This is a genomic window from Gelidibacter salicanalis (assembly GCF_016469035.1).
In the GTDB taxonomy this organism is placed as follows: domain Bacteria; phylum Bacteroidota; class Bacteroidia; order Flavobacteriales; family Flavobacteriaceae; genus Gelidibacter; species Gelidibacter salicanalis_A.
In genome coordinates this window covers 312,655-325,682 of the sequence record NZ_JAEHJZ010000004.1, presented here as the reverse complement: position 1 = coordinate 325,682, position 13,028 = coordinate 312,655, and the positions used below count along the sequence as shown (strand labels likewise).

14 protein-coding genes are annotated in these 13,028 nt (G+C 38.0%); 1 reads left to right on the top strand and 13 read right to left on the bottom strand.

Annotated features, from left to right (window positions below):
- Positions 1-27: 27 nt before the first annotated feature.
- The 13 genes from atpG to JEM65_RS03340 all read right to left on the bottom strand — a co-directional run bounded on the left by atpG (position 28) and on the right by JEM65_RS03340 (position 11,752).
- Positions 28-888 (bottom strand): ATP synthase F1 subunit gamma, encoded by an 861-nt coding sequence (gene atpG / locus JEM65_RS03400; protein ID WP_199597151.1) that lies wholly within the window; start codon positions 886-888, stop codon positions 28-30.
- A gap of 30 nt (positions 889-918) precedes the next feature.
- On the bottom strand, positions 919-1,254 hold the full coding sequence (locus tag JEM65_RS03395; RefSeq protein ID WP_199597150.1) for a four helix bundle protein: 336 nt from the start codon (positions 1,252-1,254) through the stop codon (positions 919-921).
- 88 nt (positions 1,255-1,342) lie between these two features.
- Positions 1,343-2,923, bottom strand: a complete 1,581-nt coding sequence (gene atpA, locus JEM65_RS03390) for a F0F1 ATP synthase subunit alpha (RefSeq protein WP_199597149.1) — start codon at positions 2,921-2,923, stop codon at positions 1,343-1,345.
- A gap of 76 nt (positions 2,924-2,999) precedes the next feature.
- Entirely contained in the window at positions 3,000-3,536 is a 537-nt protein-coding gene (atpH, locus tag JEM65_RS03385) for an ATP synthase F1 subunit delta (protein ID WP_199597148.1), read from the bottom strand.
- An 88-nt stretch (positions 3,537-3,624) separates the two neighbouring features.
- Positions 3,625-4,119: a F0F1 ATP synthase subunit B gene (locus tag JEM65_RS03380; RefSeq protein ID WP_199597147.1), complete on the bottom strand. Its 495-nt coding sequence runs from the start codon at positions 4,117-4,119 to the stop codon at positions 3,625-3,627.
- Between the two features lie 113 nt (positions 4,120-4,232).
- On the bottom strand, positions 4,233-4,442 hold the full coding sequence (atpE, locus tag JEM65_RS03375; RefSeq protein WP_146892476.1) for an ATP synthase F0 subunit C: 210 nt from the start codon (positions 4,440-4,442) through the stop codon (positions 4,233-4,235).
- Positions 4,443-4,461: 19 nt separating this feature from the next.
- A complete protein-coding gene (gene atpB, locus JEM65_RS03370) occupies positions 4,462-5,544 on the bottom strand; it encodes a F0F1 ATP synthase subunit A (protein WP_199597146.1) in 1,083 nt (360 codons plus the stop codon).
- Between the two features lie 100 nt (positions 5,545-5,644).
- On the bottom strand, positions 5,645-6,046 hold the full coding sequence (locus tag JEM65_RS03365; RefSeq protein ID WP_199597145.1) for a hypothetical protein: 402 nt from the start codon (positions 6,044-6,046) through the stop codon (positions 5,645-5,647).
- Positions 6,047-6,171: 125 nt separating this feature from the next.
- On the bottom strand, positions 6,172-6,399 hold the full coding sequence (locus JEM65_RS03360) for an AtpZ/AtpI family protein (RefSeq protein ID WP_199597144.1): 228 nt from the start codon (positions 6,397-6,399) through the stop codon (positions 6,172-6,174).
- Positions 6,371-6,805: a bactofilin family protein gene (locus tag JEM65_RS03355; protein ID WP_199597143.1), complete on the bottom strand. Its 435-nt coding sequence runs from the start codon at positions 6,803-6,805 to the stop codon at positions 6,371-6,373. Before JEM65_RS03355 ends, JEM65_RS03360 begins: the two co-directional genes overlap by 29 nt.
- Positions 6,806-6,816: 11 nt before the next feature.
- The gene (locus JEM65_RS03350) at positions 6,817-9,345 is read right to left on the bottom strand and encodes a hypothetical protein (RefSeq protein ID WP_199597234.1); all 2,529 of its coding nucleotides are present in this window, start codon (positions 9,343-9,345) and stop codon (positions 6,817-6,819) included.
- A gap of 236 nt (positions 9,346-9,581) precedes the next feature.
- On the bottom strand, positions 9,582-10,277 hold the full coding sequence (locus tag JEM65_RS03345) for an ABC transporter ATP-binding protein (protein ID WP_199597142.1): 696 nt from the start codon (positions 10,275-10,277) through the stop codon (positions 9,582-9,584).
- Between the two features lie 2 nt (positions 10,278-10,279).
- Positions 10,280-11,752: a DUF5687 family protein gene (locus tag JEM65_RS03340; RefSeq protein WP_199597141.1), complete on the bottom strand. Its 1,473-nt coding sequence runs from the start codon at positions 11,750-11,752 to the stop codon at positions 10,280-10,282.
- Positions 11,753-11,932: 180 nt separating this feature from the next.
- Between JEM65_RS03340 and JEM65_RS03335 the strand changes: the two genes are divergently transcribed.
- Positions 11,933-12,988: a ferredoxin--NADP reductase gene (locus JEM65_RS03335; RefSeq protein WP_199597233.1), complete on the top strand. Its 1,056-nt coding sequence runs from the start codon at positions 11,933-11,935 to the stop codon at positions 12,986-12,988.
- Positions 12,989-13,028: the final 40 nt, after the last annotated feature.

The window sequence follows — 13,028 nt, the reverse complement described above, 5'->3', positions numbered from 1 at the left end:
GAAGAATTTGGCGCCACTCCGATCCGCCTAATTGTTCAAAGCTTCCGCTCCTCCTACAATTTCTAAAATTTCATTGGTGATGGACGCTTGACGTGCTTTGTTATACGTCAGCTTCAATTGGTCTCTCAATTCTGTGGCGTTGTCTGTCGCTTTATGCATGGCGGTCATACGTGCACCATGTTCAGAGGCAAAAGAGTCTCTAAGCGCTTTAAAAAGCTGTGTTTTTAGAGATTTAGGAATCAATTGCTTAACGATTTCAGCTTTAGAAGGCTCAAAAATATAATCGACATCAACATCTTCATCCTTTTCCATTGGAACAATTGGTAAAAACTGTTCAGTCATGATTTCTTGTGTAGCTGCGTTTTTAAATTTGTTATAAACTAAAACAATCTTATCTGATTCTTCCTTTAAGAACTTATCCATCAATAATTCAGCAATTTCAGCAACATTATCAAAAGTCAGATCATCATAAATTTCACTCTTATTAGCAATAACTCGGTTACCTTTCTTAAAAGCATCATTTGTTTTTTTACCTATTGCTAAAATAGAAACGTCTTTACCGGCATACTCTTCATTTATTAAACGGTTAGTTCGTTTAATAATGTTAGAGTTGAATGCACCTGCCAAACCTCTGTTAGAAGTTATTGAAACTAATAATACTTTATTGACATCGCGTTGCTCGGCAAATTTACTTCCAGAATCAGCATCTAAAGTTGCGCTTAAGCTTTGTAACAATTCTGTTAATTTATCAGAATACGGACGCATTGCAGTAATAGCATCTTGTGCCTTCTTCAGTTTTGCAGCCGATACCATTTTCATGGCACTGGTAATCTGCATCGTGGAAGATACCGATGTTATTCTGTTACGTATTTCTTTTAAGTTTGCCATTTTTTCTAGTTATGAGTTCGGAGTGCAGAGTTATGAGTTTTTCGTAATTGCCACTAAAATCCTGATTAATTCTTCACACTTGTTCATCAAATCTTTTGGTACTTCTCTACCGGTTGCTTCTAATATTTCTAACCAATATTTGGTTTCATCAGCCTCCTTTAGAGCAATTCCAAACTTATTTTTAAAATCTTTTCTACTAACACCCCTTTGAGCTTCACGAGAATTAGCTCCAATGCTCGTCCCGCTTTTTAATAATTGAGATGCTAGCTCGAAATCTCTATTTTGTTTCAATATATCGCAATACTTTACAACCTCACAAGCAAAAAGAAAACTCTTTATTCTAATTGGACTGTTTTCTAACGACATCTAAGTATCTATTCTAAATTATAAATATGGAGTTATAAGTTGCTCGAGAATCGAAACACTCTGAACCCATAACTCCGAACTCATAACTTTATTTTCTATATTTCGCTGATAATTCTTTAGCTACTGCCGCAAGAGTATCCGTAACTTCATCAGTTAGTTTTCCTGCTTTTAAAGATGCTAATACATCACTGTGCTTAGCCTTTAAAAACTCTAAATAATCGCGTTCAAATTCTTTTACTTTTTCCACAGGAACGTCTCTCAATAAGTTTTTAGAACCCGCATAGATAATCGCCACTTGGTCTTCAACCCTAAACGGATCGTTTTGTGCTTGCTTTAAGATCTCAACATTACGTTTCCCTTTGTTGATAACGTTTAAAGTAACTGCATCTAAATCAGATCCAAACTTCGCAAACGCTTCCAACTCACGGTATTGTGCTTGATCTAATTTTAGAGTACCCGATACTTTTTTCATCGATTTGATCTGTGCGTTACCACCAACACGGGATACAGAAATACCTACGTTAATTGCTGGACGAACACCAGAGTTAAACAAATCTCCATCCAAGAAAATCTGACCATCTGTAATAGAAATCACGTTGGTTGGGATATACGCCGAAACGTCACCAGCCTGTGTTTCAATAATTGGTAATGCGGTTAAAGAACCACCACCTTTTACGATTGGTTTCAACACGTCAGGCAAATCGTTCATTTCTTTAGCAATGGCATCGTTATTGATGATTTTAGCTGAACGCTCCAACAATCTTGAGTGAAGGTAAAATACGTCACCTGGGTACGCCTCACGTCCCGGTGGACGACGTAACAATAACGAAATCTCACGGTATGCTACTGCTTGTTTTGATAAATCGTCAAAAACAATCAATGCAGGACGGCCAGTATCTCTAAAATACTCACCAATTGCAGCACCAGCAAACGGTGCATACACTTGCATTGCAGCAGGGTCAGAGGCATTGGCCGCAACTATGGTTGTGTAGTCCATTGCTCCTTTTTCTTCTAATGTTTTTGCAATTAAAGCAACTGTGGACGCTTTTTGTCCGATAGCTACATAGATACAATATACAGGTTCTCCTGCATCATAAAATTCTTTTTGATTGATAATGGTATCAATACAAACTGCTGTTTTACCAGTTTGTCGGTCACCAATAACCAACTCACGTTGCCCACGACCTACAGGAATCATGGCATCAATAGCTTTGATACCCGTTTGTAATGGTTCAGTTACCGGTTGACGGTAGATAACACCAGGAGCTTTACGTTCTAATGGCATTTCATAAAGCGTTCCTTCAATTGGACCTTTACCGTCAATTGGAGTTCCTAAAGTATCCACAACACGTCCAGCAATTCCTTCTCCTACTTTTAAGGAAGCAATACGTTTTGTACGTTTAACGATAGAGCCTTCGCTGACACCTACTGAAGGGCCCAACAATACAACACCTACGTTATCTTCTTCAAGATTCAGTACGATGCCTTCAAGACCATCCGCAAATTCAACTAATTCACCATATTGAACGTTGGCTAGGCCATACACACGTGCAATACCATCTCCAACTGTCAATACCGTTCCTACTTCGTCTAATGAAGCGCTAGCTTCAAAACCTGACAATTGTTGCTTTAAGATTGCTGAAATTTCAGCTGGTTTTACTTCTGCCATTTTTATTAGATATTATTTTTATTGACTTTAATTTCACACTTCAACTGCGCTCAGTGTGACAACATCAATAAAACTTTTAGTTTAATGTAAATTCTCTTTTTAACTTATTCAACTTGTTTGCAATACTTGCATCGTACTGCATATCTCCTACACGTAAGATGAAACCTCCTAAGATAGCTTCGTCAATTACATTTAGTATTTCAGCCTCTTTACCTGTCAATTCCTTTACTTTGGCCAACACTTTTGCCTGAAGCTCCTCTGTTAGTGAGACCGCGGTAGTTACAGTTGCAACTTGTTTGCCTTCTCCTTCATTGTATAATTCAGTATATACCTGAGCAACCGTACCCAATATAGCGATACGTTTATTAGAAATTAACGTATCTATTAAGTTGATGCTCAGCTTGTCCAAACCAGTAAATACTGCCAATAAAGCCGATTTTTTTGTTGCAGTAGGTATTACAGCACTTAAAAGCATGTCTTTAAGATCTGTACTTGCCTCTACAGCATTTGCAATTGACTTCATATCAGCGTGTACCACGGCTGCCGAATTCTGATCTTTTGCAAGATCTAAAACTGCTTTTGCGTATCGTATTGCTGTTCTTGTTTGTGCCATACTAATGCCCACGTAGGTGGGTATCTCATTTAATTATTCTAATATACTATTCTCATGAACACATTTTTTCTGCGCCCAGTGTAAGTTCTTAATTTAATCTGGCGTCACCCAACATAGACTCTACCAACTCTAGTTGCTTGTCTTTGCTACCTAACTCCTGACGTACTACTTTTTCAGCGATTTCAATAGATAAAGTTGCGACATGGTTCTTAAGTTCAGCCATAGCTACTCTCTTTTCATTTTCAATGGCTTCTTGGGCCTGAGCAATCATTTTAGTAGCTTGTAGCTGTGCTTCCTCTTTGGCATCACTTACCATCTTATTTTTGATGTCACGTGCATCTTTCAACATAGCTTCACGCTCAGCACGTGCTTCATTAAGGATACGCTCATTATCTGCTTTAAGGTTTTCCATTTCCTTACGCGCTTTGTCTGCCGCTTCTAAAGCATTTTTGATACCGCTCTCGCGCTCATCAACAGCTCCTAAAATTGGTTTCCACGCGAACTTTTTCAAGACTACAAGTAGAATAAAAAAGGTTATGAGTGACCAAAAAACAAGTCCTAAGCCTGGTGTAATTAAATCCATTTATAATAGGTTTTAGTTTTTATAATTTAAATTTTTTTCTTCGACACTACAGCTTCGAAGCGTAATAAAGACACAGAAATAACCAACCGTTATTTCTGTGTCTATTTTAATACTTACTTAACGATGATAGCCGCAACAACACCAAATAGTGCTACTGCCTCTACGAAAGCCGCTAAGATAAGCGCTGAAGTCTGTAATTTTCCTTGGATTTCCGGTTGACGAGCCATAGCGTTCATAGCTGACTCACCGATTTTACCAATTCCAATTGCTGCTCCAATAACTGCCATACCAGCTCCAAGTGCTGCGATTCCTGTAATAGTCATAATATAAAATTTAAATTAATTAATGATGATCTTCTGCGGTAGCCATACCTATATACAAGGCAGACAACACGGTAAATATATATGCTTGAATTGCAACAACTACAATTTCTATAATTAAAATGAATAATGAGAACCCAACAGATACCGGTGCAATTGCAACGCTCTGGAAGGTAAAGATTAGGGACATTAACGACAGGATAATGATATGTCCTGCGGTAATGTTAGCAAACAAACGGATGGTCAATGAGAATGGTTTTACAAACATTCCTATAATCTCAATAGGCATTAAGAACAATTTCATTGGTACCGGAACTCCAGGCATCCAGAAAATGTGTTTCCAGTAATTTTTATTACCATTGAACATCACTATAAAAAAGGTGAACAAAGCCAAAGACAACGTAAAGGCAATATTTCCACTCACGTTGGCACCGTTTAAAATAGGAATCAGACCGAAAATATTATTGATCCAAATAAAGAAAAATACCGTTAATAAAAACGGCATATACCTTTTATATTTGTTTTCTCCAATCATAGGAATGGCCACCTCATCCCTGATAAAAACAACCAATGGCTCCACATAAGAAGCAACACCTCTTGGTATGTTGTTGTTTGATTTGCTGTATTTACGCGCTGCAGAAATAAAGATAATGAACAATAAAATTACCGACACCCACATCATAAAGACGTTTTTGGTAATGGAAAAATCGAGGGGTGTGGCTGCGTTGTTAGGATGGAGTTCTTCATCAAAAGTTAGGGTATTTACACCCGGCTCCAATTGATAGATTTTTTCGTGATATTTTACAAATCGTTCTCCATTTTTTTCAACAATGGTTGATCCTGAATCGTCGTGGTGGAACTCGCTAGACATAAATGTGGTGAGTCCGTTATCTGTAAAAAGAATAATTGGCAACGGGATACTGATAGGCTTATTGTCCCAGTCTACAATATGAAATTCATGGGCATCTTTAACGTGATGCATGATCATCTCTGTGGCATTGAACCCTTTGTCTTGGTCTTCGTTATCTTGTGCGGCAAAACCAAAATTGGTGATAGCTACAGAAAAAACTAAAAATAATACGGCTCTTAAAGTGTTTAATGTCATTATGAATAGCTTAAAAATACCTTGCTCTAAATTCCGTGCAAATGTACACACATTAGTTTAATTGTCAAACACTTTTTTATCAATATTAAAGGCAGGTACATTATGGGGTTTTCTCAAGGAACCTCGTGATGGTATACACCTCAAATGCCAGGTATAAAAAATAGGGTATAAAAAAGTTAAAAATGTCAGGTTGTTTATTTTCAAAATCTGATAAAATAACAGGTAATAAAAACAAAATAGCGAGAAACATCTTTACAAGCGTACCTCCCATAAAAAGCATCAAAACATCTGTTTTTCCTGTTGAAAATTTATAGTTTACAACGGTATATAGCAAGGCGGTTACAGCAAAAAGAAATGCATAAATGTGCCATACGGGGAAAAATAATTTTAACTCCGACCCAAAGTATGAAAGTACATAACTATGGATGCCGTACAACACCACACTTAAAACGGTTATGAGTAGTAAAAAGGTTAGTTGTCTTTTCTTGAAGTCTGCAGTCATTAAAAATGGAAATTTTTATGGAATATTATATGGAATTTTTAATAACCCTTCCGACTTAAATTCCGTTTCGGGAATTTAAGCCACCTTCCCTTAAAAAAGGAAGGAACCCTACTAAGTTATTGCTTCTAATTATCGTCTTTTGAGTTTGCAATAATACGTCTAATTACAAAAACCACCGCAATAATTGTTGAAGTTAGCGCCAAGATAATGGTCCATAGATTACCATCGCCCCCATTCCGCTCATCAAGTTTGACCCCTATAAAACTTCCTATTCCAATAATAGCAAACATTTGTATGCCTATACCAGAATATCTGGCATAGCTATTAAACGAACTGTCCTTTTTTGGCTTCATAAGCTTTTTCTACTTTTGTATTGCTGTTACTGACAAGTTCCTTAACAGTGCGTTTCATCACACAAGTGGCGCTAAAGGTAGCTCCTGGTTCTACTGACAATTTACCCACTTCTACTTCACCTTCCACAAAGGCAGAAGATCTTAAAGATAAGGTATCGGTAAGCATCAGTTTTCCTGAAAATTTGCCTTCAATATCAGCGTTGGCGCCTTTAAGTGTCCCGTTGATGATTCCTGTCTTGCCAAGGACCACTTTGCCTGGCGTTTTGATATTACCTTGCACGGTGCCTTCAATTCTAAAATCGCTATCGCTTATAATATCTCCGGTAATGGTGGTGCCTTTAGCAATGGTATTTTGTTGGTTGGAGGATTCTGAAGAGGCTTTGTTCTTTTTGTTTTCTGCAAACATGGTTTTGGTTGTTATTGGGATTTGAGGTATGCTTTTAAATTTTTATGGCGTTGCACAATTTCATAGTTAGGTGATGAAATGGCGATATATGGCCGTGTGATATTTGCTTTTCGTTCTCGGAGCAAATCGGCAAATCCGCTAGCGCCTTGTATACTACTTAGGCCATGGACCACCACAAATATGGTGTTTTTATCATAAATATCTTTTGAAACACTCAAATCATAATAGCGTATTTGGGTGACTTCCTCATTGAGTTTTTTTAAAAATTCATCAATTTCTTCGGTCTTGGCGTTTTCGAACTGATAGATGACATTAAAATTAGCGGCTAAAGCATTGTCCTTAAAATCACGGACTTCTAAAAGAGGAATAACATTTTGCATGATTTCTTGTGCGCGCTTGCCCTCTTCAGAATTCCCATAGTTTAAAGCGATAAAATTGACACCTTCCTTATAGGCTTCAAAACCATACAATCGACCTCTTGCTGAAGCCTTTAAAATTTCAAACTTAGGCACAATTGGCTCACCTTCAAACTCTGCAATGTACCTATCGCTCTGGTCAATGACCTGCTGAAATTCCTGGGCTTCATAAGCAGCATAGGTGCGCTCATAAACACGTTCTGGACTATCTTCATCCTTGGATATTTCTGACTTCGGATTCAACAGAATGGAAGCATATCTACTTTCTGGATTGTTTATGAGGATATCTTGTTTTATCTGCTCAGCACTACTGTGTTCACCCAACAGGACATATGTTTTGTATAAATTGTATTTAGCAGGTAAGATCAAACGTTCTTCAGGGTTATTGTCCAACAACGTTTCGAGCTTTTCTTTGGCTAACCCGTATTCGTCAAACTTCTCCTTATAAATAATTCCTAACTGATAATACGCATAATTCCGATCCTTAATAAGGCTATCAATAGCTTTTGGCTCGGTCGGAATTTTGGAAACATAAAATTCTGGGTCATAGCGTTCTTCTTCAGTAGCATCAGCAATCACATCATTACTTTGTACAGAGAGTTCATTGGTACGCATATTAGACAGGCGCCAATTGTCTTTAAGTGATCGGTCTCCCCAATTTTTTACGAATTCATTTTTACCATAAGCCACGGTGGTAGGGTTATAAAAATAAAACTCCTGTCCTCCACCTCCTGGCACGTTTGCACCTGCCCTACCTGCAACAGTATTACCCGCTATATTAGAGCTGACAATTCCAGAACTAGTGCGCTGTGCAGCTTCCTCTTGGGCTTTTAAAATTTCGGCCTTCGCCTTTAATTGCTCTACATGCGTTGTAAACAGTGCCAATCTATCGTCATCAGACAAGTTAACCAAGTTTAGGATGCTGTCATTTACTTGGGCCACCCCTTCATAATAAATGACATCCTGTAGATTTTCTCGTTTTCTTTTAACAATTCTGAATGGTTTTGAATCCACTACCATATTACTCATGGTGCTGTCATAATAGGCCCCTGCCATTTTATATTCAGAGGTATCGAAACTCATATCGCCAAGCGTGGTGTAGGCCAACGCTCTTAATTGCGTATCAGATAAAGATGCATCAAGAGACTTGTTGTAATAGGCAATTGCTAAAGAGTCACGGTGGGCTTGTTTGTGGAATTCGGCAATGCGGTAGTAAATTTTGTCTAGAAAAGGTCGGTTTTCACGATCCTCTTCCAGTTCTTTCAGATAATTAGAAAACATCACCACATCTCCGGTCTCCAGATCAAAATTGCTGGCTTTAGCCAAATGGGCATTAATAAAGTAGGCTCTTGGTACTTTACGGTGTAAATCAATAACTTTATCAAACGCCAAATTAGCACTGTCTTTATACCCAAACTCATTGTAAAGTTGGCCTCTTATATAATTGTATCGCGCTTTTTCGCTATTCTTTTTGGTCAAATTTGCCGCTGTGGTCAATTGGGCCAGGGCACTGTCTTTTGCTTTAATGTTGATATAGGCTTGTGCTAACGTTGCACTGGCATCCGCCAAATCTTGATCGCCCAACTGCTCCAATCGCAATAGGCGCTTTAAATTCTGGATAGCAAGCTCATTGTTTTCAAGTCGCATATTGGTTTTTTCCCGCCAAATTTTTGCCACATTAATCTTATCGCTTGCGGGATATTTAAAAAGAATATAGTTAAAGGCCTCTAAGGCCGGTATAAACCGTTGGTCGAAATAGCGAGCTTTACCCAGTAACAAATAGGCTTCGTCAATTTGAGGATTATACTCCTTCCCTTTGATGTTCATGCCGTGTTTTTGAACCGCTTTAATCGCTTTTTCCTCAGCACGTTCAAAATCAGAATTTTTAGATTGGCCAGGAAGCATAAAATCGTCCATGGTTTCCATGCGCTCTACCGGTAGTAATTGCCAGTAATTGTCAGTAAATGCATCATCTACCGTTTCCCTTCCGTTTTCTAAGGCAATATTACCGTTGTAGAGAATATTATACTTGGTACCCAAAGCGTGGAAATTCCTGTTTACAAACGTGTCATTCTTCCGCGAGCAACTGGTCACTATAAACGCTGTAAGACACAGCAAAAACATGGGTTTAATAAGAGTGCGCACGTGGATTGGGTTTGGTTTATAAGATAACTAAAAAACAGCTACATATATTATGCTATGCGGTAAAAATAAGCATCTTTTTGAATTTTAGGGATAAAAAAAGAGGACTTTATCACCCTGCAGGGAAGTCAAGAAAAACACTAGCCCATGCTTATAAAAGCATGAGAAATGCAGCCATGGCCAAAACCCTCCTAACGCAAACTCGAATTTTTTAGAAATTATCCCGCAAAATGAATCTCCAACTCTTGTAATGTAGCTGCGCTTGTAGCCAAATCTTTAACAACCTGACCCTTCTCCAACACTACGATACGCTCACAAACCTCGGTAACATGCATCAAATCATGACTCGACACCAATACGGTTACCCCTTTTTGCTCTGCTAGGTTTTTGATGATCTGCTTCAAGCGGATTTGGGTGGTTGGATCTAGGTTGGCAAAAGGTTCATCTAGAATAATGATTTCTGGACTTCCAATAAGTGCCGCCACAATACCGACTTTCTTTTGATTACCCTTGCTTAAGTCTCTCAAATATTTTTTCTGATTGAGGATCTCACCATGGAAGAAATCTGAGAAGTCCTGCAATAATGCATCTACATCAGCTTTATTCTGACCACGCAATTCCCCTATAAAATAAAAGTATTCTTCTGGGGTTAAATACCCAATTAAAAACGATTCATCAATATAGGCCGACGTAAAAGGTTTCCAATCTTCACTTTCGTTAACTTGAATGTCCTTGCTTTTAATATGTCCTGTGGTAGGCTGGATCAAATCCAGCAACAAACTGAAAAATGTCGTTTTGCCAGCGCCGTTATTGCCTACCAACCCGAAACTTTGACCTTTAGGAATGTCTAGGGTGTCTATGTTTAAAACGGGATCTGCATTGTATTTTTTGGATAAATTGGTTACTGTTATCATGACTAATTGGTTTGTTTGTAAGCGGCTAAGGTTTTATATTTTTCTGATTTATAGATTTTTTCTATAATGGCAAACACTTTCTTTTTGAACAATAAGCCTGCCAATCCGAAAATAGCGACAAGTGCAAATCCAAAGGCTTCTCCCAGTGTAAAATGTCCCACGGCGTAAATGGCCATAGGCAATAGCAATTTTGGAATGGTCAGTAACATGGTTTTGGCATTAAAGGCCTGTTTATCTCCAAATGCTTTTTTACTGGTGGTTAAATCAATAGGCGTTTTAATATAGGCACCGCCCAAAAGCACGAGATGACTGTTAACTCCAATATTGTAGGCAGCACCCACAACTACTGCTGCATAAGCTTGCCAACCCCAATACAAATAAAATACTGAGACCACTGTGGAAAGGAGGGTTGCAAAGACCATTAAATACCATTTTGATTCTAAATACTCTTTATAACGAATGTTCTGACTCATCATTAATGGGTAATAGGCACTGTCCCAACTTGGCACAAATTGTCCGAAGGTGAACAGAAATCCGCCAGACACAAAAATGCCCGCAAAGATCTTCCAGAAAGGCCCGTCATAGGCTTCAACAGCATTGGTAAAGAATAATAAGCCATAAAATATGAAGACAAAACTCATGAACAAGGTCATTTTAGAACGCTTGTTACGCCTTAAAAGCTTAATATCATTTTTAAGAAAGGTAGACAAACTTCCAAAACGGTTTAACCACGAATAGTCCTCTGTTTCAGCAATATCATGTTTGGAAGACAGCCCTGCATCCAAATACAAGTTTTTCTTAAAATAACTAAATGCCATTTTATAAAACACGACCGCTAAAACAATAGGGATTAAAGCAAGATACGGAATGGCATAAAACGCTCTAAATATGGGCGCAGTATAGTTGGTGATATCAAAAACCCCAAAATACTGAAGTCCTATCATCACAATTACAAACCCCACAACAGCATAAAAAACGACGTCTTTATTATTGATGAAAATGTTAATGAAGTTATTGCAAAACACCAAGCCTAAGATGGCCAAATACCAGGCAATGACCTGTAGTGCCGGAAATCCTTCCATGATGAGTACTATTGAAAACGGAATAAAGAAAAAGGCATGAAGCAAATTAAAAAATGAGATCATGGTTTTACCAATGGCAAAATTGACAATGGCGGTCCTTTTAATAGGCAAATACATTAAGGGTTTGATATTTAGGACTGGCATTTTTTGTAGAAAATATCGAAACGCCAAATCAAAAACCATATAATAAATCAGTGCCTTATTGACCACTTCAAAGGGTTCCATTTGTAATCCATCTTCAATCATAAAATAGGCGCCAAAGCCCAAAAGCAGAAAGGAAGCAGTCATCCATAGCGCTCCTATAACCATCATGATCTTTAAGAAAAGATTGGTCTTAAAAGACGCTGACCTTATAAAGGATTTCCACTCGAGACTAATAAAATATTTGAGCATACTATTTAAGTTGTGGTTTAAACATTGGTAATAGTAATACACTTTTTGTTACAAACAAATTCCAAATAGGGGAAATTTAAAAAGATGAGTCCATGGTTAATTGTGCTTCATTTCTTATTATTTTGTTAGAGATGTGGCATTTATTCTACGCATTCGTTACTTTTGGAAAAAAATTTAATGATGTCACATTTTCATACCCTAACTATAAAAAATATTGAGAGAATAACTTCAAAAGCGGTCACCATTAGCTTTGAGGTTCCCCAAGATTTAAAAGAAACCTATTCATTTAAAGCAGGCCAATATGTCACTTTAAAAACCACCCTGGATGGTACAGAAATAAGACGTGATTACTCTTTGTGTTCATCTCCCAAAAGTGGTGATTTAAAAGTGGCCGTAAAGGAAGTACAGGGCGGTACGTTTTCTATCCACGCAAACAACACACTGAAGGCTGGAGACACTTTAGACGTAGCGCCACCAAAGGGACATTTTGCTTTTAAACCCAATGATTCGCAGGTTAAACATATTGCTGCCTTTGCCGCAGGAAGTGGCATCACGCCCATTTTGAGTATTGTTAAATGCGCTTTGGAAGAAGAAGTGTTGAGTAACGCCGTTCTGGTATATGGTAACAAAACTACGGACGACACCATGTTTTTAAAGGAGCTCCTAGAGCTGCAACATCAATACAGCAAACGCTTGTCCATTCAATTTGTATTCAGCCAAGAGCAAGAAAGCGATTCTATTTTTGGACGTATTGAAAAAAGTACGGTCAACCTCATCTTAAAAAACAAACATAAAGATTTGACCATTGATGCTTTCTATTTATGCGGACCGGAAGCGATGATCCACACTGTTAAGGATGTTCTTGCAGAGCACCACACCCCAAGAGAACGCGTCTTTTTCGAATTGTTTAAAGCCGCCAAACCTACAGAAAGGGATACGACCGTTATTCCTGACGGACAAACTAAAATTTCTATTGTTTTAGATGATGAAACAACAACTTTTGAAATGTCGCAAAAACAAACCATTCTTGATGCTGCCCTAGATAAAGACTTAGATGCTCCTTATTCTTGCCAAGGCGGCATTTGTAGTAGTTGTTTAGCCCGTGTAACGGAAGGTGAAGTAAAAATGCGCCAAAATAATATCTTGACTGATGGTGAAGTGGCCGATGGTTTGATTCTGACCTGTCAGGCGCATCCTATCACAACAAATGTCAGTATTGATTATGACGATATTTAATGGTTGTGATCCATCGAAAAATTAAGAAATTCTATCCAAA

Coding starts and splice junctions, on each gene's coding strand:
- JEM65_RS03340 (WP_199597141.1), bottom strand. CDS start 11,752: ATGCTCAAATATTTTATTAGTCTCGAGTGGAAATCCTTTATAAGGTCA.
- JEM65_RS03365 (WP_199597145.1), bottom strand. CDS start 6,046: ATGACTGCAGACTTCAAGAAAAGACAACTAACCTTTTTACTACTCATA.
- JEM65_RS03380 (WP_199597147.1), bottom strand. CDS start 4,119: ATGGATTTAATTACACCAGGCTTAGGACTTGTTTTTTGGTCACTCATA.
- JEM65_RS03335 (WP_199597233.1), top strand. CDS start 11,933: ATGTCACATTTTCATACCCTAACTATAAAAAATATTGAGAGAATAACT.
- atpB (WP_199597146.1), bottom strand. CDS start 5,544: ATGACATTAAACACTTTAAGAGCCGTATTATTTTTAGTTTTTTCTGTA.
- JEM65_RS03355 (WP_199597143.1), bottom strand. CDS start 6,805: ATGTTTGCAGAAAACAAAAAGAACAAAGCCTCTTCAGAATCCTCCAAC.
- atpE (WP_146892476.1), bottom strand. CDS start 4,442: ATGACTATTACAGGAATCGCAGCACTTGGAGCTGGTATGGCAGTTATT.
- atpG (WP_199597151.1), bottom strand. CDS start 888: ATGGCAAACTTAAAAGAAATACGTAACAGAATAACATCGGTATCTTCC.
- JEM65_RS03360 (WP_199597144.1), bottom strand. CDS start 6,399: ATGAAGCCAAAAAAGGACAGTTCGTTTAATAGCTATGCCAGATATTCT.
- JEM65_RS03345 (WP_199597142.1), bottom strand. CDS start 10,277: ATGATAACAGTAACCAATTTATCCAAAAAATACAATGCAGATCCCGTT.
- atpH (WP_199597148.1), bottom strand. CDS start 3,536: ATGGCACAAACAAGAACAGCAATACGATACGCAAAAGCAGTTTTAGAT.
- atpA (WP_199597149.1), bottom strand. CDS start 2,923: ATGGCAGAAGTAAAACCAGCTGAAATTTCAGCAATCTTAAAGCAACAA.
- JEM65_RS03350 (WP_199597234.1), bottom strand. CDS start 9,345: ATGTTTTTGCTGTGTCTTACAGCGTTTATAGTGACCAGTTGCTCGCGG.
- JEM65_RS03395 (WP_199597150.1), bottom strand. CDS start 1,254: ATGTCGTTAGAAAACAGTCCAATTAGAATAAAGAGTTTTCTTTTTGCT.